This is a genomic window from Actinoallomurus purpureus (genome assembly GCF_024055795.1).
Taxonomy (GTDB): Bacteria; Actinomycetota; Actinomycetes; order Streptosporangiales; family Streptosporangiaceae; genus Actinoallomurus; species Actinoallomurus purpureus.
The window spans coordinates 1-19196 of the sequence record NZ_JAMXMY010000032.1 but is presented as its reverse complement, the minus strand read 5'-3'; the positions used below and the strand labels follow the sequence as shown (position 1 = coordinate 19196).

General features: G+C 69.9%; 19 protein-coding genes and 1 pseudogene. 7 read left to right on the top strand and 13 right to left on the bottom strand.

Going from position 1 to position 19196, the window contains the following annotated elements; genetic code table 11:
- Nucleotides 1–42: 42 nt before the first annotated feature.
- Nucleotides 43–948, top strand: coding sequence for a PhzF family phenazine biosynthesis protein (locus NE236_RS39370; RefSeq protein ID WP_252847397.1), 906 nt, complete (start codon nt 43–45; stop codon nt 946–948).
- Here NE236_RS39370 and NE236_RS39365 read toward each other — a convergent pair.
- Nucleotides 902–1075: a hypothetical protein gene (locus NE236_RS39365; protein WP_252847396.1), complete on the bottom strand. Its 174-nt coding sequence runs from the start codon at nt 1073–1075 to the stop codon at nt 902–904. The two genes, NE236_RS39370 and NE236_RS39365, sit on opposite strands and share 47 nt — an antisense overlap.
- 260 nt (nt 1076–1335) lie before the next feature.
- Here NE236_RS39365 and NE236_RS39360 point away from each other — a divergent pair, with 260 nt between their 5' ends.
- Entirely contained in the window at nt 1336–1731 is a 396-nt protein-coding gene (locus NE236_RS39360) for a VOC family protein (protein ID WP_252847395.1), read from the top strand.
- Nucleotides 1732–2039: 308 nt separating this feature from the next.
- Here NE236_RS39360 and NE236_RS39355 read toward each other — a convergent pair whose 3' ends face one another.
- From NE236_RS39355 to NE236_RS39325, 8 genes are all read right to left on the bottom strand, one after another.
- Nucleotides 2040–3173 carry a M48 family metalloprotease gene (locus NE236_RS39355; RefSeq protein ID WP_252847394.1) on the bottom strand — a complete coding sequence of 378 codons (1134 nt, stop codon included), beginning with the start codon at nt 3171–3173 and terminating at the stop codon, nt 2040–2042.
- A complete protein-coding gene (locus NE236_RS39350) occupies nt 3170–3544 on the bottom strand; it encodes a BlaI/MecI/CopY family transcriptional regulator (RefSeq protein ID WP_252847393.1) in 375 nt (124 codons plus the stop codon). Before NE236_RS39350 ends, NE236_RS39355 begins: the two co-directional genes overlap by 4 nt.
- A 52-nt stretch (nt 3545–3596) precedes the next feature.
- Nucleotides 3597–4331: a hypothetical protein gene (locus tag NE236_RS39345; RefSeq protein ID WP_252847392.1), complete on the bottom strand. Its 735-nt coding sequence runs from the start codon at nt 4329–4331 to the stop codon at nt 3597–3599.
- Nucleotides 4332–4575: 244 nt separating this feature from the next.
- Nucleotides 4576–4830, bottom strand: coding sequence for a DUF6406 domain-containing protein (locus NE236_RS45395; RefSeq protein WP_372494512.1), 255 nt, complete (start codon nt 4828–4830; stop codon nt 4576–4578).
- A 2-nt stretch (nt 4831–4832) separates the two neighbouring features.
- Nucleotides 4833–6002 carry a C2 family cysteine protease gene (locus tag NE236_RS39340; RefSeq protein ID WP_252847391.1) on the bottom strand — a complete coding sequence of 390 codons (1170 nt, stop codon included), beginning with the start codon at nt 6000–6002 and terminating at the stop codon, nt 4833–4835.
- Nucleotides 6003–6221: 219 nt separating this feature from the next.
- Nucleotides 6222–7097 carry a TIGR03619 family F420-dependent LLM class oxidoreductase gene (locus NE236_RS39335; protein ID WP_252847390.1) on the bottom strand — a complete coding sequence of 292 codons (876 nt, stop codon included), beginning with the start codon at nt 7095–7097 and terminating at the stop codon, nt 6222–6224.
- 6 nt (nt 7098–7103) lie between these two features.
- Nucleotides 7104–8354 (bottom strand): LLM class flavin-dependent oxidoreductase, encoded by a 1251-nt coding sequence (locus NE236_RS39330; protein WP_252847389.1) that lies wholly within the window; start codon nt 8352–8354, stop codon nt 7104–7106.
- Nucleotides 8351–9163 carry an alpha/beta fold hydrolase gene (locus NE236_RS39325; protein ID WP_252847388.1) on the bottom strand — a complete coding sequence of 271 codons (813 nt, stop codon included), beginning with the start codon at nt 9161–9163 and terminating at the stop codon, nt 8351–8353. Before NE236_RS39325 ends, NE236_RS39330 begins: the two co-directional genes overlap by 4 nt.
- A 171-nt stretch (nt 9164–9334) precedes the next feature.
- Here NE236_RS39325 and NE236_RS39320 point away from each other — a divergent pair, with 171 nt between their 5' ends.
- Both NE236_RS39320 and NE236_RS39315 read left to right on the top strand, forming a co-directional pair.
- The gene (locus NE236_RS39320) at nt 9335–10204 is read left to right on the top strand and encodes an LLM class F420-dependent oxidoreductase (RefSeq protein WP_252847387.1); all 870 of its coding nucleotides are present in this window, start codon (nt 9335–9337) and stop codon (nt 10202–10204) included.
- Between the two features lie 69 nt (nt 10205–10273).
- Entirely contained in the window at nt 10274–13633 is a 3360-nt protein-coding gene (locus NE236_RS39315; RefSeq protein WP_252847386.1) for an NACHT domain-containing protein, read from the top strand.
- On the opposite strand, the gene NE236_RS39310 is transcribed toward NE236_RS39315, so the two are convergent.
- Complete coding sequence (locus NE236_RS39310; RefSeq protein WP_252847385.1) at nt 13634–14749, bottom strand: alcohol dehydrogenase catalytic domain-containing protein; 1116 nt, start codon at nt 14747–14749, stop codon at nt 13634–13636.
- Between the two features lie 104 nt (nt 14750–14853).
- On the opposite strand from NE236_RS39310, the gene NE236_RS39305 reads away from it, so the two are divergent.
- Entirely contained in the window at nt 14854–15495 is a 642-nt protein-coding gene (locus NE236_RS39305; RefSeq protein WP_252847384.1) for a PaaI family thioesterase, read from the top strand.
- Between the two features lie 13 nt (nt 15496–15508).
- Here the strand turns inward: NE236_RS39305 and NE236_RS39300 are convergent, their stop codons facing one another.
- The 3 genes from NE236_RS39300 to NE236_RS39290 form a co-directional block, all read right to left on the bottom strand.
- Nucleotides 15509–16123 carry a hypothetical protein gene (locus tag NE236_RS39300; RefSeq protein WP_252847383.1) on the bottom strand — a complete coding sequence of 205 codons (615 nt, stop codon included), beginning with the start codon at nt 16121–16123 and terminating at the stop codon, nt 15509–15511.
- A 49-nt stretch (nt 16124–16172) separates the two neighbouring features.
- Entirely contained in the window at nt 16173–16943 is a 771-nt protein-coding gene (locus NE236_RS39295; protein WP_252847382.1) for an SDR family oxidoreductase, read from the bottom strand.
- 511 nt (nt 16944–17454) lie between these two features.
- Nucleotides 17455–17625, bottom strand: a complete 171-nt coding sequence (locus NE236_RS39290; protein WP_252847381.1) for a hypothetical protein — start codon at nt 17623–17625, stop codon at nt 17455–17457.
- A gap of 58 nt (nt 17626–17683) precedes the next feature.
- On the opposite strand from NE236_RS39290, the gene NE236_RS39285 reads away from it, so the two are divergent.
- Nucleotides 17684–18343 (top strand): hypothetical protein, encoded by a 660-nt coding sequence (locus NE236_RS39285; protein ID WP_252847380.1) that lies wholly within the window; start codon nt 17684–17686, stop codon nt 18341–18343.
- Between the two features lie 279 nt (nt 18344–18622).
- Nucleotides 18623–19196, top strand: a pseudogene (locus NE236_RS39280) (hypothetical protein); the annotation flags it as partial.

Genomic DNA, 19196 nt, shown 5'->3' with positions numbered 1-19196 from the left:
ATCGTTGGACGCGATGGTATCCCGGCCCCCAGAATCATGGGCATGACGAACAGCGCATCGCAGACCCAGACGCAGGAGGCCCGGGCGGCCGTCCTTCGTTACACCGCCTTCGACGTGAACGGCGCGGGCGGCAACCCCGCCGGTGTCGTGCTCGACGCGCGGGGGATGGACGAGACGCGGATGCAGGAGATCGCCGCCGAGGTGGGCTTCTCGGAGACGGCGTTCCTGATCCAGGAGGAGGGGGGCGGCGAGCGCCGCTACCGGATCCGGTACTTCAGCCCGCTGGCCGAGGTGGCGTTCTGCGGCCACGCGACGATCGCCACGGCCGTCGCGCTCGCCGAGCGGGAGGGGACCGGAGACCTCCTGCTCGTCACGTCCGCCGGAGAGGTGTCCGTCGAGACGCGCCTGGAGGACGGCAGGGTCTTCGCCACCCTCACGAGCGTCGCTCCGGCCGTACGCGAGGTGGACGACGCCGACCTCACCGCGGCGCTGACGGCCCTCCGCTGGGACGCCGCCGAACTCGACCCGGCTCTCCCGCCGCGCATCGCCAACGCGGGCAACGACCATCTCGTCCTCGCCGCCGCCTCACGCGCGCGGCTTGCCGATCTCGACTACGACCAGGAGGCGCTCGGCGATCTCATGGCCCGCCGGGGCTGGACGACCGTGCACCTCGTGTGGCGGGAGAGCGACGGCGTCTTCCACGCGCGCGACCCGTTCCCGCCGGGCGGCGTCTACGAGGACCCCGCCACCGGCGCGGCCGCCGCGGCCTTCGGCGCGTACCTGCGGTCGTCGGGGCTCGTCACTCCTCCGGCCCGCGTCACGATCCACCAGGGGGAGGACATGGGCCGTCCCAGCCGCCTGCTCGTCGACGTGACTCCGGGCGAGGACAGCGGAATCAAGGTCAGCGGAACCGCCGCGCCGATCGGCGGCTGCCACCACCCTGCTTGAAGGGGCCGAGAGCACGGGTGGCCTTGCGGGTGCCGAGCCGTTCACGATGTTCGGCCAGCAGCTTCGCGAGGGTCTCGGCGGTTGCCCCGCCGACACCGAGCACGCCGGTGTAGGTGATCCTGGCCAACGCGTGAAGCCTCTCGGTGCCTGGAACCCGTTCTTCGCAGACCTGTTCCTACCAGGGGCTTCACGCATACCTGATGTTGGGTCAGGCCCGGTTGATGTCTCCGCTATGGGGATAGATCTCCTCTACGGGTCGGTCACCTGCCAGCCGCAGCATCCTTCTGTCCTGCGGTGCGTTCGCCAGTAGTCAGGAAGATCCCGGACCTGTCGGACGGGCGGCCTGAGCCAATACTCTGAGCCCCGTCCGCACTATCTGGGAGAGTCATGACAAGTAGGTTCACCGAGTTGGCCGTTGACTGCCACGATCCGGAGAGGCTCGCGGCCTTCTGGTGCGCGGTCCTGGACTTCAAGGTGATCGACCGGAGCGAGGGCAAGGTCGAGATCGGCTCCTGGGAGCCGACCGTCGAGGAGGTCCGGGCCCGCCAGATGCCGCCCACCCTGGTGTTCATCCGGGTGCCCGAGGGCAAGACCGTGAAGAACCGGCTCCACCTCGACGTCAGCCCGATCGACGGCAGCACCGAGGACGAGGTGACCAGATTGCTCGGCCTCGGCGCCACCAAGACGGATGTGGGCCAAGGCGCAGACCGAAACTGGGTGGTCATGGCCGACCCCGAGGGCAACGAGTTCTGCGTCCTACGCACCCTGGCACCGCAGAACTAGGCCGCGAGCGGGCGCCCGCACCCCGTCACACCCCGCAATCATCATGTTGCCGAGAAGACCTCGGTGTTGTGTATCGGGGGTGGATATTGGCCATGAATTCTCCGATGGTCAGAGGCTCAGGAGGGGCGGCGTTCCAGGGATTTCGCAGATGGGGCCTGTCCTGATCGTCGATTTCCACCACCTCGTAGGAGTGGGCGCCCTCAAGGTCCTTGCTGAGCTGCGACTCATTCTCGCGAACCTCGCGGGTGCCGACACCGAGCCAGGTTCGGAATCGAGATTAGCCAATTAGAGCGGTCTTTTGAAGACCTTTATTTTGAAAGTCGAAATTGGCGTTTTGGTGAGGTTGGGATAATCAACCCATTTGTGGCGGGCCGATACCGCGACGTGGTCGATCGCAGGTCCGGCTTCCGAGGCAGCGGCGTCGCCGGCTCGTCGGCGGCGGAGTAATCAGGCCGCCGGGTGCGCGCACCCCGGAGGACGTGACCGGGCTGCGTCGCGGTGGTATGAGATGAGCCGCAACATGCCACGACGGTGGCCGACAGCGCCGGTTCGGCGGCCGCCGGTGGCGCGGTGAGGACGGCGGCCGCGGCGGTGAGGCCCAGCAGGATCCGGGTGCGACCGAGCGGCCGGCTGCCGGTGATGAGACGGCGCGCGCGGGCGCCCGTCGCCGTCCCGCCGGCGGCCATGGCATCGGCCGGGGCGGCCTCGGCCAGGGCGAGCAGGGCCTCGGCGACGGTGAGCCGGCCCGACCGCTTCGCCGCGGCGTCGTCGGCGGCCAGCTCGGCCAGGAAGGCGATCTGGTCCTGGGCGGTGGTGAAGGCGGGCAGAGGGCCGAACGCCCGGGCGAGGCCCCGGGCGGAGGTCAGAGCGAGGTGATGGAGCTGGCGCATGTGGGCGCGCTCGTGCGCGAGCACCGCCGCCAACCGTGCGTCGTCGAGTGCCGCGAGCGCTCCGCTGGTCACGACGATCCGGCCGTGACGGCCGGGCACGCAGTAGGCGGCCGGTGCGGCGTGGTCGACGACGGTCACGCCCAGCCGGGCGTCGGTCCGGCCGACCAGCGCCAGCGCGTCCAGGAGCAGACGTCGTTCGCGGGCGGCGGTGCGGTACGCGGCGCACAGGCACCCTACGACGCGCGCCGCCACGGCGAGTGCGGCGACGGCGCCGGTCGCGGCCAGGGCCGCCGCGCCGGAGAAGGTGTCGGGGGCGCACGGCCATCGCATCGGCCCGTAGCACCGTCCCGGGACGGAGCCGGCCCGGGTGGCCGCCGTGGTCGCCGTCAGCCCGGCGAGGATCACCGAGCCGACGATCGAGGCGGACAGCGCGAGCCACGCGGCGATGGCCAGGCGGGGCGCGCGCGTCGGCCACCCGGCCCGCCGCAGCGCGGCCGTCCCGGCGGTCGCCAGCAGCAGGGCGTGTCCGAGGAGGAACAGCGTGACGATCATCGGGGCCGCCGTTCGGCGTCCCTGGCCGTCTCGAGCGCGCGGCGGATCTCGGCCATCTCTCCGGGCTCCATCTTCTCCATGAAGCGTACGAGGGCGGCGGCGCGGTCCTGCGCGGAGTCGAGGGCCTCGGTCACCAGCTGGGCGGTGTAGTCGTCCCGGCTGCCCGCCGGCCAGTAGCGGAACGCCCGGCCGTGCTTCTCCCGGGCCAGCCAGCCCTTCCGGTGGAGGATCTCCGTCACCGTGAGCACGGTGTTGTAGGCCGGGGCCGGCTCGCGGCCGAGGCGGTCACGGATGTCCCGGACCGTGATGGCCTTGTCCGCCGACCACACCACCTCCATGATCGACGCTTCGAGCTCCCCGAACCGCGGCATCCGCCCCCTCACTCCTCGCTCGATCACCTAAGCCGGATAGTACATGTGGTCGCTACTCGCCGTCCGGGAAGTCGTAGCGGGAGGGCGCCTGGACGGCGGCGTTCGCCGGTCCGTACACCAGCGCGATCTCCCGGTGGGGTGTCAGCTCGATGGTGGCCGGGTCTCCGGCCTGCTTCTTGCCGTCGACGTAGGCGGTCAACGTACGGGAGCCGTCCGGCTTGAGGCCCCCGAGCCCGGTGGCGCCCAGCCGGACGTTCCACTCGGTGAACAGTTCCCTCAGCGTGTAGTGCTTGCCGGTGGTGGGCGCCTCGATGTGTAGCACGCCGGTGGTGTCGTGGGTGTGCAGCTCGGACATCGCGTTGCCGGACGCCGCAATGCCCAGGTTCGCCGGGACGGGCACGGCCTTGCCATCGACCAGAATGTCCAGGTGGGTGTGGAAGTGCTGCGCGGTGCCCTCCATGGGGGCCACGGCGAGCCCCTCGGTACGGGCGCGGTCGGCCGTGTCGTCCGGACGCGGCCACGGCGGGAGGCCCGTGGCGGCGGCTGAGGCATCGCGGGCCCCGGTCGCGCCGGACGCCGTCGTCTTCGCCTTGCCGGATCCTCCACCGGACGTCGCGGCCCATACGCCTCCGGCGACCAGGGCGGCGACGACTCCGGACGCCGTCCATGTCAGGATGCGACGGCGTCTCTGTCTGCGCTCCGCAGCCGCACGCTCGGCCGCCAGCCGTTCCCGTGCGCTCCGCCGCTCCGCCGCCCCGCCGCGCGCGTCCTTCTTCGCCGTCGCCACCGTGTACCTCCGTCATAAAAACTAAGCCGCTTAGGAGGAGGGTAGCGTGCCGGGGCAAGTCGGTGATCGATTCGCATCACCCCCTGGACGGCCACCGACCCGGAAGCTCGCGACCGGCTACGCCGCCACCGTCCCGCCGGACAGGCCGTCATGCTCACCGGCACCGACGCTGATCCGGTCGGTCGTCCTCTCAACCGGTGCGCGACCGGAGGCGGCAACGGACGGTTATGCGGCGGGGCATCGGTCACGCGACTCGCGTCAAGGTGACGATCCAATCGCGGCTACCGGCGTTCTCCACGGGCTCGAGTCGCCAGGTCTGATCCCGTACTGGGAAGCTGTCCCCGGGAGACAGCGTGTATCGATGTTCCTCATCGGTGACGACACCGAGCCGGACCGTAAGCGGGTGATCCGCGCGCGCGTCCACATGGATCACGGCGAAGCTGCCGATGTCCTCATTCGCCTGGATGCCGTTCGAGAGAAAGATCCTGCCGGCTGGCATGACTACTCCAGTGTGGTGTATCGCGGGCGGATGTTGGCCATGAATTCGCCGATGGTCAGCGGCTCGGGGTGGAATTCATTCCATGGGTTGCGCAGATGCACTCTGTCCTGGTCGTCGATGCTCACCATTTCGTACGCATGTGCATCCTTGAGGTCCTTGGCGAGAGGCGGTTCATTCTCGCCCGCCGTACGGGTGCCGACGAGCACTGGCTTTCCGTCGGCGAGTTGTTGGCGTAAGTCGGCCAAGAGCTGTTTATCCGGCCCCCGCGCGTTGATGTCATATCCGGAGGGGAAGTCGTGGTTTTTGGCGGGGCGGCCGGTTAGCTGGGTGAGGAGTTCGGCGCGATCGATGGGGAAACTTCCCTGGTCGAGCCGAAGGTAGCCTCCTGGAGGGTCGCCGCTCTTCCCCTGTGCCGCGCAGCGCTCGGCCCACTTTTCACGGCGCTCCCGATCCCATGTCTGGTCGAGTCCGGCGATGGCCTTCTCCAGGACCGGAGCCCACGCCGTGCCGGTCTCTTGTGAGTCGGCGAATGCCGGCTTCCGAGGAGCGGCGGCTAAGACCGGGAGATCGGGGGTCACGAGTAAGGTGGTGCGCCGTCCGGTCGGCTGATATCGCATCCTGGTCTTCGAGTATTCGGTGTCGTGGAGGCGGACCTCGTAGTTACCGTCGTCCGTCTCACGTACGCACTCCTTGATCGCCTTGGGGTCGCATCCGGCGACCGCGCCGAGGGTGGAGATGATGCCGCAGTCGTTCAGGCGGCCCTGCTTCGTCTGCTCTCGGGTCGGTTCGCCGTTGAAGAGGGGAGTGCGGGTGCCGTCGGGACGGTCCAGCGGAGTGCCATATCGGACCGCCGTCTCCTTCTTGTCCTGCACCACCGTGGTCGGCGCATCAGGCCGCTCGACGATGTGCGGCGTCTCCGCCTGTTCAGCACGCCGGTCGAGTCGAGTAACGGCTTTTCTCAGCCCGTCGAGGACGCTTCCCTCCACCGCGTCTTCGCCGCCGGGACCGCCGGCGGCGGATTCGTTGGCTACCGAGGCGGCCTTACGACTGTCGGCGCGAGACGGAGAACCTTCCGCTCCCGGGGTGTCCGGTGGCGGATGCGGTTTCTTCGGAGGGTGTGCGTCGATCGTCTCGGGCACCCCGTCAGTGCCGGCCCATCGATCGATCGCCATCGCAGATACCTCCTCCGGTGGCGCCTTCCGTGGCCGAGGCAGGTTCGGAGTCTGAGATTAGCGAATAGGTGGACTCCTTTGGAAGCTTTTTATTTCTTGTTTGAAAGTTAATTCGTCGGGGTAACCCGTGAATCGCCCTAGTATTCACCTGATTTCCGCAAGTCCGAATGAAGCGGCGTGGCGTACCGAATCCGATCGTTACCGGACGCGAATGAGTGATCACATCTTTGCGATCACTTCTTCGGCGAAGCGCTCCAGGGTGGCGATCTTCAGGCTCAGGCCGGAGCAGCGCCGTTTCTCCTCCTCCGTCGCGAGCCACCAGGGCGCGGCCAAGGTCCCGTCGACGCCCCGCTCACGCCACTTCCGGTACAGCGACGGACTCGGCATCGCGCCGATCGGCGCGATCACCCGCAGGTCGTCGAGTTTGCGGCCGTGGTCGGCGAGGTGGCGGGACAGGCGTTCCAGCAGCTCGGACAGCCGGTCCTCGGAATAGATCCGGTTGCCGATCCACCCGTCGGCGAAGCGGGCGGCCCGGCGCAGCGCGGCGTCGCTGTCGCCGCCGACGTACACCGGGATCGGCTCCGACGGGACCGGCGTGATGCTGAGGGGGCCGAAGTCGTACCAGTCCCCGTGGTGCTCGACGCGCCCGCCACGCCAGAGCGTCCGCAGGGCCCGAAGCATCTCGTCGAGCCGGCGGCCGCGCGTGTGGAAGTCCTGGCCGGTCTGCCGGAACTCATCGGCGCACCAGCCGACGCCCACCCCGAAGCGCACGCGGTTCCCCGACAGCACGGCCGCCGTCGAGACGGCCTTCGCCACGGTGAACAGGTCACGGGCCGGGGCGACGTAGACGTTGGTGGCGAAGTTCAGCCGGGAGGTGACCGCCGACATCGCGCCGATGGTCACCCAGGCGTCCGGCCAGTGGGTCGTCGCGTCGTACGGGGGCTCGCCCGTCTCGGAGTAGGGGTATCGGGACTCGTAGTCGGCGTGGAACAGATGGTCGGAGACGGTCAGCGTGTCGTATCCCAGGCGCTCGGCGGCCTGCGCCAGCCCGATGTACTCGCCGGTGTCGCAGAACCCGGCCAGCCAGAACTCCATCGCCGATCAGTCCGCGAACTCGGGGATGACCTTGGTGGCGAACAGTTCGAGGTTCCGCTTGACGGTGTCGAGCGGCAGCACGCCCTGTTGCCCCTGCATGTACAGGCCGAACCACTCCAGGTCGGGCATCCGGTCGAGCATCCGCTGGATGCCGCGCTTGACGTCGTCCGGGCCGCCGAGCAGCGCCATCTCGACGTCGTTCATGCGCTTGAAATCGCCCTTCTCCGGGCTGATGGGGACATGCTTGTCGTCCTCCTTCTTGCGCATGACCTCGAGGTAGCCGAACGGCCCGAAGAAGGCGGCGAAGTCCTTGGGCATGTTCCTTCCGTACGTCTCGATGGCGTCCTCGCGCGTGTCCGCCATACCGACGATCTTGAGGATGCCGGTGTGCTCGCCGAGCTTGTAGTCCCGGCCGCACTTGGCCGACTCCTCCTGGAAGAGCCGTGCCTTGGCGGCGTGGTCGTCGGGGTTCGGCGTGAACAGCCAGGGCAGGATGCTTTCCTGCGCGGCGCGGATGACGGACCGGTCACTGATCGTGAACGGCTGCCACAGCTCCGGGTAGGGGTTCTGGTACGGCCGCGGGCACACGGCCACGGAGCGGATCACGTCCTCGTCGTCGATCTCGCCCGGCGCGCCGAACGTCCGCGTCCACTCGGTGGCCGGCCAGCCCTCGATGCCCTCGTACGGGAACGGCACCTGGTAGTCGAGGACGTCGCTCCTGTACTTCAGCGTGTCCTGCGTCCAGGCCATCTTCATGATCTTCAGGATCTCGCCGAAGACGTCGAAGTTGCGGTTGTCGGAGGCCGAGCCGTCGGACCGTGCGGCGGCGGCGTGCCAGCGCTGGCCGAGCACGTTCATCCAGCGGTTCTGGTAGCCGCGGGCCACGCCGAGGCGCAGCCGTCCCTTGGAGAACTGGTCGAGCAGCGCGACGTCCTCGGCGGCGCGAATCGGGTCCCACGCCGGCAGGACGAGGCCGAGGGGCGCCAGCAGGATGCGCTCGGTGCGCGCCGCCAGGTCGGTCAGGAACATCAGCGGGTTGACCGAGAACTCCATCCCCTCCGAGTGGAAGTGGTGTTCGGTCATCATCAGGGCGTCGAAGCCGATCCGGTCCGCGTGGACCGCGATCTCCCGGACCTCGTGCAGCAGTTTCTGGTACGACTCGGTGTCCCGCCCGATGGGCCGCTTCGCCCTGGCGTTCTCCTCGGCGCTGTAGCCCGACCCCGGAATCTGCGGGTTGAGGAAAATGGCGAACTTCACTGCGTTACCCCTTTAATCCATCGGTTCATGACGAGCAGGAATTCCCTGGGGCGTTCCTCATGGAGGCGGTGGCCCGAGCCGGGCCAGGTCACGGTCATCGACGCGGGATGCTTGAACAGCGCCTCCTCCCATGCGGCCTGGGCGGGGTCGAACCAGAACGACAGAACCGGGCATTCTCGGCGCGCGAGGTAGTCGTCCGAGGCCGGCCGGGTGCCGATCTGGTCATCGTCGGTGAACAGCCCCGCGAACGCCTCGGTCAGCACGTGCGGCGGCATGGCGAGCAGTCGCCGGGCGTGCCAGGTCTTGATCATGGGCGGTGTGGCCGGCGTGTAACACCACGCGTCGATCCGCAGCGCGGCGCCGACGTCCGCCCGCAGCGCCCGTACCCGCCCGGGAGCGGCCTCGGCCACCTCGCGGGAATGGCCGTAGCCCGGATCCACGCAGACCAGCGCCTTCACGCGGTCGGGATGCTCGACCGCCAGGATGCTGACGATCTGGCCGCCCATCGAGTGGCCGACCGCGATCACCTGGGGAATTTCGAGGTGGTCCAGCAGCCGCACCAGGTCACCGGCCATGTCGCGCGGGTGGAACCCGCTCGGGGGCACCGAGGAGTGCCCGTGGCCGCGCATGTCGGCCGCGATCACACGGTGCCGGGTCGCGAGGTCCGGCAGGTGCCAGGTCCATTCCTGGGAGTCCGAACCCCAACCGTGCACGAGGAGGAGCGGCAGGTCGCCGGCTCCGTCGTCGGTGTAGAACAGCCGAACGTCGCCACCCGGCCGATCCGGGTCCGCGAGGTCCGTGAACGGCATGGCATCCCTCTCCGTCGTGCTCAATCGGCACTCGCCCTCTCGCGAACGACCGCGTACCCCGGCCGTTCGCTCCGCTCGCCGCGGGGGCCAGTTCCAGGACCGAACAAGCGCACGCTACAACAACGTAGAATGACCGAGCAATCGCTTGGTCGAATAATCTTCGGAGGGTCGATGAGGCTGGGTGTCACCATGTTCGCCACCGACCGGACGATGCCGGTTCCCGACCTCGCCGTGGAGGCCGAGCGGCGCGGATTCGCCTCGCTCTACCTGCCGGAGCACACGCACATCCCGGTGAGCCGCGCGACCCCGCCGCCGACCGGCGACCCGGTGCTGCCCGAGGAGTACTCCCGGACGCTCGATCCGCTCATCGCCCTGGCCGCCGCCGCCTCGGTCACGTCGCGGATCGTCCTGGGCACCGGCGTCTGCCTGATCGCCGAGCGCGAGCCGATCGTCACCGCCAAGGCCGTCGCGACCCTCGATCTCGTCAGCGGCGGACGCGTCGCCCTGGGCGTCGGCTTCGGCTGGAACCGCGAGGAGGCCGCCGACCACGGGGTGCGCTGGGAGAGCCGCCGCGACCGGGCACGCGAGCATGTCCTCGCCATGCGCGCCCTGTGGACACGGGAACAGGCGTCGTACGAGGGGGAGCACGTCCGCTTCACGCCTTCCTGGGCGTGGCCCAAGCCGGCGCGGCGGATCCCCGTCCTGCTCGGCGGCGCCGCGGGCCCTACCCTGTTCCGGCACATCGCGGAGTACGGCGACGGCTGGCTGCCCATCGGCGGCGCGGGCATCCGCCAGGCGCTGCCCGCTCTGCGGGAGGCATGCGCCCGCGCCGGCCGGGACCCGGTCCCGGTCATCCCCTTCGGCACCGAGCCCACGCCCGCCAAGCTCGACTACTACGCCTCCCTGGGCATCGAGGAGATCGTCCTCCGCGTGCCCTCGGCCCCGCGCGACGAGGTCCTCCCCGTCCTCGACACCTACGCCGAGACGTACGTGGCGGCCCACTCAGCACCGCGAGCCGGGCCCGTCGGGCGGGAGCCTTGAACGGCGCAACGGCGTCTAACGCGGAGTACTCCGTCATAATGCCCATCGGGCTGTCTTGGGAGGCTGCGCATGGCAGTGGAAGCTGCGGCCGTCGCCGTCGGACAGGCGCTGGGCCGCCACCTCGCGCAGGCGTGGCTGACCGGGTGGTCCGCCGAACGCGACCGACGCCGGGACCTGGTCGACCTGATCCAGGCGAGGTTCCCGGACCGGATCGCGCGCCGCCGGTTCGAGCGCCAGATCGCCGACATCGCCGACCAGGTCGCCGATCGGCTGCTGACCCTGTGCGGGCACGAGTACGGCGGGCTGGGCGAGAACGACAGGGCCGCCGCGCTCGCCGAGGTCGTCCAGACCCTCGCGGACGCCGACCTGTCCGACCGGGCGCTGCTCGCGACCGACCTGGACGCCACCCGTCTCGCCGCGCACGTACGGGCCGGGCTGCCGCGCCGCGCGATCCAGGGGCAGCTCGGGGAGGCCGGGGCGCGGCTGTACGAGGTGGTGCTGGACGAGTGCTGCGACTGTTTCGTGCGGATCGTCCAGCAGCTGCCGCAGTTCGGGCCCAGAGCGTCCACCGAGACGCTGGCGCGGCTGTCCGCCGTCGCCGACCAGGTGTCGCTCCTGCTCGCGCGCCTCCCGGTCCGCACCCTCGACGCGCCGGACGGAACGGCCACCGACGAGGCCTTCCGCCGGCGGTACCTCGAGCACGTCAGCACGACCCTGGACGTGCTTGAGCTGTTCGGGGTACGGGTCGAGCGCTACCGGCCCCGTACGACGCTGAGCGTCGCCTACATCAGCCTCAGCGTGTCCACCGACGAGGACCCGGCCGACCGCGGCCGGTGGTCCTCGGCGACCCGTGACGTGCCGGCCATCGAGGCGTGGCGCAAGGACGAGCCGCAGGCGGGGGAGGCGACGCTGCGCGTGGAGACCGCGCTCGGGCGGGCGCCGCTGACGCTGATCCGCGGGGAGGCGGGCTCGGGCAAGAGCACGCTGCTGCGCTGGCTGGCGATCTCCGCCGCCCGGGGCACCTTCACCGGGGACCTCGCCGACTGGAACGGCTGCGTGCCCTTCCTGATCAAGCTGCGCAGCCACACCGACGGGAACCTGCCATCGCCCGAACGCTTCCTCGAAGGCGTCGCCGACCCGATCGCCGGGCTGATGCCGGCCGGCTGGGTGCACCGGGTGCTCGCCGGCGGCCGGGCGCTGCTCATGGTCGACGGCGTGGACGAACTGCCCGGTGCGCGCCGGCGGGCCGTACGGTCGTGGCTCGGCGGGCTGCTCGCCGCGTACCCGGGACTCCGGGTCGTCGTGACCTCCCGGCCCGCGGCGGCGAGTGCGGACTGGCTGGCAGGGGAGGGCTTCGCCACCGCCCTGCTGGAGCGCATGACCCCCGCGGACGTCAAGGAGCTGATCCGGCACTGGCACGAGGCCGTACGCGACGCGGGTGACCTGCCCTGCGCTCCTGAACAGCTCCCGGGCTTCGAGGCGGCGCTGCTCGCGCGCATGGAGTCGGCACCGCACCTGCGGGCGCTGGCGGGCAGCCCGCTGCTGGCCGCCATGCTGTGCGCGCTCAACCTCGACCGGGAGAAGCAGCTGCCGCGCGACCGGATGGGACTGTACGCGGCAGCGCTCGACCTGCTGCTCGAACGCCGGGACGTCGAGCGGCAGATCCCGGTCGACGATGACATCGTCCTCGAACGCGCCCAGAAGATGCTCATCCTGCAGGACCTGGCCTGGCGGCTGTCGATCACCGGACGTACGGAGCTGCCCAAGGACGCGGTGGTCCGCTGGATCGGGGACCGACTGGCGGCGATGCCGAGCGCGCCTTCTGACGCGGCCGCGGTGCTGGACCACCTGCTGGAGCGCAGCGGCGTCCTGCGCGAGCCGGTCCCTGGGCGCATCGACTTCGTGCACCGCACCGTGCAGGAGTACCTGACGGCCAAGCAGTTCGCCGACGACGGCGACCTCGAGCCGTTGATCGTCCAGGCCCACAAGGACCAGTGGCGAGAGACGATCATCATGGCGGCCGGCCACGCCAACGCGCCGCAGCGTTCGGAACTCCTGACCGCCCTGCTCCGCCGGAGCCAGGCCGAGCCGCGCAACGCCCGCCGCCTCAAGCTGCTCGTCGCCGGCTGCCTGGAGACCCTCCCGGCGATCCCGGTCGAGCTTCGCGGCGACATCGACGCGTGCCTGGACGACCTCGTCCCGCCCCGCGACCTCGCGTCGGCACGATCGCTGTCGAACGTCGGCGAGACGATCCTCGACCGCCTTCCCCGCAGCCTGGACGGGCTGACGCCCGCCGCCGCGCGCGCCGTCGTCCGCACCGCGTGGCTGGTGAACGGGCCGGCCGCGCTGGAGCTGCTCGCCGGTTACGGCACCGATCCCCGGGAGCCGGTGCAGGAGGAACTCGTCCGAGGGTGGGAGTACTTCGACCCGGAGGACTACGCACGCCGCGTACTGGCTCATACGCCCCTTGCCGAGGGCGGCCTGTTCCTGCCGACGTCACGGCTGGGGCATCACGTCCGGCACCTCCGGCACCTGACCTCGCTCACCTTGTTCGAGGACGACCTGGCCGACCTGTCGTTTCTGTACCGGGTCGAGCGGCCGCTGAACCAGCTCAAGATCACCCGACTGCAGTCCGGTGACCTGCGCCCTCTTGCCGCACACGCCGAGGGCCTGGAGTATCTGCACCTCTCGACGCCGGACGTCGTCCACGATTTCACGCCGCTGTCCCGGCTGCCGAAACTGACGACTCTCCATCTCTGGGCACCCGCCGTGCCGAACCTGGCCTTCGTCGAAGATCTCCCCCAGTTGCACACCCTGCATGTGGGTCATCTGGAGGATGTCGCGGACTTCTCACCTCTCGGGGCGCAGACGTCGCTGGAGAAGCTCGGTCTCGTCGACTGTACGGCGTTGACCGAGGTCGACTCCCTGCCCCCGCTGCACGGCCTCCGCTATCTCCGGCTGACCGAGTCCTCCCTCCGATGCGGGCTGGACGACCTGGTGGGGCGGGCACCGCAGCTCCGGGAGCTTCATCTCAACGACTCATCCTGGGTGAAGGACCTGCGCCCTCTGACCGGACTGAGCCTCACGTCCCTCGGTCTCTGGGGCTGTACCGGCGTCACCGACTTCACTCCGCTGGCCGAGCTTCCGGGCCTGGACTACCTGGATCTCGAGGACACCGGCATCGACGATCTGAGCCCGCTCGGCCGGTTGCACGAGTTGCAGACCATCTGGCTGCGCAACTGCACCCGTGTCACCGACCTGACTCCGCTCCAGGGGTCGCGCAAGCTTCGGCAGCTCTACATCAAGGGCCTCGCGCCCGGCATCGATCTGGCGCCGCTCGCCGGTCTCCGGCATGTCACCGTCTACATCGAGCGGGGCCAGGACGTGCGCAACGGGGAGATGCTCGGGCGCCGCCTTCAGGCCGGCTGATCAGTCGAAGACGATGACGGAGCGGGCGACGGAGCCGCCGCGTACGTGGTCGACCGCGTCGTTGATCTTGTCCAGGGGCACTCTCTCGCTGACGAGGCCCTCCAGGTTGAGGCGGCCCCGGCGGTGCAGGTCGACCAGCATCGGCAGGTCGCGGCGGGGCACGGCGTCGCCGCCCTGGGTGCCCATCAGGCGCCGCGAGGCGAACAGCGTCTGCGGGGCGACGGACAGCGGCCTGTCGGCGGGTGGGCTGCCGACCATCACGGTCGTGCCGCCCGGCTGCGTCGCGGCGAACGTCCTGGCCAGCACGTCCACGTTGCCGGTGACGTCGAAGGCGTAGTCGGTGCCGCCCCGGATGATCTCGCCGACCTGGGCGGGCAGGTCGGCGGCGAGGATCGCGTGCGTCGCGCCGAACTCCTCGGCCAGCTTGAGCTTGGCGGGGACGATGTCGGCCGCGATGATCGTCGTGGCGCCCGCCAGGACCGCGCCCTGGACGACGTTGAGGCCGACGCCGCCGCAGCCCACGACCAGGACGCTCGCCCCGGCCTCGACCTGCGCGGTGTTGATTACGGCGCCGACGCCGGTGACGACGGCGCACGCGGTCAGCGCGAGCAGGTCGAGCGGCGCCTTGGCGCTCACCTTGACGCAGGCGGCCTCTCCGACCACGGCGTACTCCGCGAACGACCCGATGCCGATCATCGGGCGGGCGGGCACGCCGTCGACCGTGAGGCGGGTGGTGCCGTCGCCCATCAGGCCCATGATCGCGTTGAGCCGGGCGGGACCGGAGCACAGGTGCGCCTGGCTGCGTGAACAGTTGCGGCAGCGCCCGCACGGGCCGTTCATCGCGATGATCACATGGTCGCCCGGCCGTACGCTCGTGACGCCGGGGCCCACCTCGGCGACCACGCCGGCGCTCTCGTGACCGAGGACCAGCGGCGGCTTCCGCGCCACCGGGCTGTGGCCGTCGAGGGCCTTGATGTCCGAGCCGCACACCCCCGATGCGGTGATCTTGACCATGACCTCACCGCTCTGGGGAGGTTGAACCCGGATCTCGGTGATCTCCATCGGTGTGCCGAACTCCCGGACCACCGCCGCACGCGCCATCAGATCTCCAGCCATGGACGGGAAGCTAACACCAAGCAGTTGCTTGGTCGAGTGGTGGCCGGGACGGATTCGATCTCGGCCGTCTAGAATCCAGTTCGGTATCGAGGTGGGGAGGCCGGATGACCGGGGCTTGGGCGGCCATGCAGCGGGTGTTCGAGGAACGCGGGCAACAGGAGATCGACGAGGGGCGGGTCGCCGGGCTCGCCGCGCTGGCGGCCCGGGTACGGGAGCTGTCGGAGTTGCTCCTCCTGACCCGCGCCGACGAGGCCGAGGTCGCCGTCGTCACGCGTGAGCTGGAGGTGCTGAACCGGCGGCTCGCCGAGGCCGGCCGAGGCATCCCGCCGGCCGCGGAGGTGGGTGACGGTGGCGTCGTCCGCCAGCTGGGCAGCCCGGTCACCGGCGCGCTCAACACGCTCGCCCCGCCGATCGAGATCAGAGTCTCCGCTGACGGCACCGCGCGCAGCGAGTTCACCCTCGGCGTGCTGTACGAGGGCCCTCCGGGATTCGTGCACGGTGGCGTGTCGGCGATGGTCCTCGACCACCTGTCGGGTTGCGCCGCGTCGGCCAACGGCACTCCCGGCATGACGGCGGGGCTGGACCTGCGCTACCGGCGGCCCACGCCGCTCGGCGTGCCCCTGTCCGCCGAGGCGAAGGCCGTCCGGGTGGACGGCCGCAAGACGTTCGTCGAGAGCCGCATCATCGGGCCGGACGGGCGGAGCACGGCGGAGGCCACCGCCGTCTTCATCATGCCGACGCGCTGAGCGCGCCGGGCACTCAGCGCGGCGGGCTGAAGGAGGGGCCGTTCCCAGAACGACCGGGATCGGTGTTCGCCTCCAGCCCGGCCGCCATTCCGGTGAGCTCGAGCCCCTGCCTGGTCAGGTCACGGCTCAGCGCATCCATGATCGTCAACGTGACGTGCAGGAAGACGTCCGGGGCGAGCCTGCGGACCTCCGCGGTGTACACCCGATGCGACTCCGGGTTGCCGGTCAGCGCGGCGAACACCCCGGTGCGCACCCGCTGGCTCATCGACCGCCACACCTGCTCCTGCTCGGGGCTGGCGCCCTTGCGCCACGGACCGTCGTAGTCGAGCGTACGGACCAGGTCGCCGGCAGGCTCTCCCTCGCGCAGGTCCCACAGCACCGACCAGAAGGCGATCAGCCAGTTCATTCCGGCCAGGACTCGAAGGGGGTCGGCGTCCAGGGCGCCGAACAGCTCCGCCTGGGGGCCCGTGCCCTCCCGGAAGGCGAGGGCCTCGATGCGGATGATGTCGTCCATCACCAGCAGGTCGGGGGGCGGGCGGCGCAGCACCGTGGTCCGCCCGGAGACGAGATCGTGCAACTCCACCATGTCGCCCTCGGACGGGCGCGACCACGTGTACGACCCCGGCACGATCACCATCGTAAGACGCGGCCCCGACGATGTGGGTTTCGTCGGGGCGTCAGGTGAACTGCTGGCCGCCGTTCACGTCGATGGTCGCCCCCGTGATGGCCCTGGAGTGATCGCTCGCCAGGAACATCACGGCACGGGCGACGTCCTCCTCGGTGGCGATCCGCCGGAGCGCCATCCGGCTCACGTCGTGGTCGTATATCGCCTGGAACGTCGTGCCCTCGGCCCGCGCGCGCGTCTCCATCCACGCCGTGAGCGTGTCGCTGGCGATCCAGCCCGGCGCGACGCAGTTGACCCGGACGCCCAGCGGGCCGAGTTCGTCGGCGAGGCAGTGGGACAGCAGGTGCACGCCCGCCTTGCCAGCGGCATAGTCGCTCCGGCCGGCATAGCCGGTCCGGCTCGACATGGACGTCACGTTGACGATCGAGCCGCCGCCGCCCTCGATCATGTACGGGGCCACGTAGCGGCAGGCGAGCAGGGTCCCGTACGTCGCCGTCTCCACCGCCGAGCGCCAGAGCTCGAGGTAGTCGGGGTCCATGTCGAGGACGTCCTTTCGGTGAGTGCCGGGGAACGCCGCGTTGACCAGCACGTCGATCCGCCCGAACCGCTCCATCGTCGTACGGGCCAGGGCCTTGACCTGCTCGGCGTCGCGTACGTCCGCGGGAACGGCGAGGGCTCCGGTCTCCGCCGCCGTCTTCTCCAGAGCGGCCCGGGACCGGGCGGAGACCACGACGTGCGCGCCTTCCTCGCTCATCAATGCGGCGAGAGTGCGGCCCAGCCCCGGACCGGCCCCGGTGATGACTGCGATCTTTCCGGCCAGCACGCGACCTCCCGAGACGAGCGACGCCACATCATACCAAGCGAGCGCTAGGTAATTGCCTTCCGGGATGGATGGGCGAAAGGCGGCTGAATTGCCATCAATGGGCGCCGAAAAAAGGCGCGACGCGCCTTCCGTGTTTTCTCGTGACGCCGTGCTACTGTCTGCCACGAAGAGTGACTTGATCTTCGCTGCAAGGCTGGGCGGAGGCTTCTTAACGGCGTTTCGGTCAGCGGGTACTCGCGGTGGGAAGCCGCGTTTCAAAGGAATGATGCACCATGCGTAATATTCGCATAAACGCCGCGGTCCCATCCTCGATGGCGAAGAGGGTAACGTTTACGGTCGCGACCGGCTCCCTGGGCGTCATTGTTGCCGCGGCCGTCTCGTCGCTAGGCCCCGCGGCCGCGTCTCCGGAGGGCGAGTCGCCCATGGCGGCCGCGGCCGGCCAGGATCCGTGGCCCGGCACCCATGAACCGGGTGCGAGCGCCTGGCCGAAGGCGCGGAGGGCGCTGCGCGGTCACCATGGGCCTCGGGCCGTCATCGCCGGCAGGTCGAGGCGTGCGACGCCCACGCCCAGTCCGTCGGTGACCGCGACCTCGACGGCCACCGCCAGTCCGTCGCCGACCGCGACAGCGTCACCCAGCGCGTCGGCGTCGCCGTCCGCCTCGAATACCGCGAACGGGATCAACGTCTCGGTCGACGCGACGCCCAGCGGGTCGGCGTCCCCGACGCCGACCGCCTTCCCGGTGCCGCACCGTCCGCGGCTGAAGACCTTTGTCGTGCCGCCGTGCGAGCCGGGCGTCTTCTTCTCCGTCCGCTTCCAGAAGCCGGTCGACCTGTTCGTGCCGAACTCCTACTACGTGGATGGTCCGGGCGGCGACATGCAGGTCTGGGTCAGGCGAGTGCACCTGGTCCGGCTTCACGTCGAGCTTGAGAAAGAGGTCATCGCCGACTTCAACATTCAGAACTTCGTCGCACGCATCAGAAAGAATCTGCGGCCATTGGTCGAGGAAGAGCACGCGGTGGAAACCGGTCATCAGTACACCACCCACATCAGCAAGGGAATGATCGGGCATATGCGTTACCGGGTGTTCGGCCTCAGGGTCGGATTCGACCAGTGGCGCATCTTCCACAACTGCGGCAGGCTGCGGATCAACTCCGGTGTCGCGACGTTCCCGACGATCCGTGAGGGCTGGAGGTTCTGGGAGACCAGGGCCTGGCCGAAGACCGCCGAAGCCGCGAAAGGGGCCGGCGGCCTCAAGGGGCGCGAGGGGCCCGGGGGGCGCAAGGGGCGTCAGGGGCGTGAGGGGCGCAAGGGGCGCAAGCCCGCTGTCTCGTATCAGGGCCCCGGGGCGCTGCCGAGCACCAAGAAGTACCCGAGCACCACTGCGGGTACCCGCCGATGATCGCAGCGGTCTTCCCTGCCGGCACTCGACCTCCCGGGATCGGCGACGCCGCATCGTGTCAAGCGGCCGCTAGCTAGGTACATTTCAGGATGGGGCCCCCATAGCGCAACTGAATTGTCATTAGGGGCCGACGAAAACACGTGTCGCGCCTTCCGTGATTCCCTGTGGCATCGTGCTACCGTCTGCTGCGGAGAGTGAATTGATCTTCGCTTCTCAATGGCGGTTTCGGTGAGCGGGTATTCGCGGCGGGGAAGCCGCGTTTCAAAGGAATGATGCACCATGCGCAATCTTCGGATGGACGCCGCAGTACCACCCGTGAAGGCGAAGAGGGTGGTGGTTTCGGTCGCGACCGGGTCCCTGGGCGTCATTGTTGCCGCGGCCGTCTCGTCCATCGGCCCCGCGACCGCGTCTCCGGGGGCCGGGCCGCCCATGCAGGCCACGGCCGGCCAGGATCCGTGGCCCGACACCCACGAGCCCGGCGCGAGTGCCTGGCCCAAGGTGCGGAAGGCGCTCCACCACCACAAAGCCGCCCGGGCCGTCATCGCCGACAAGTCACGGCGTCCGACGCCGAGCCCGACCACGACCGTGACCTCGTCGCCCACCGCCAACCCGTCGCCCACCGCGACGGCGTCATCGTCATCCTCGTCGGCGGCGTCACCGAGCGCCAGCAGCACCGCGAACGGCATCAACGTCTCGGTCGACGCGACGCCCAGCGGCTCGGCGTCTCCGACGCCGACCGCCTTCCCGGTGCCGCACCGTCCGCGGCTGAAGACCTTTGTCGTGCCGCCGTGCGAGCCGGGCGTCTTCTTCTCCGTCCGCTTCCAGAAGCCGGTCGACCTGTTCGTGCCGAACT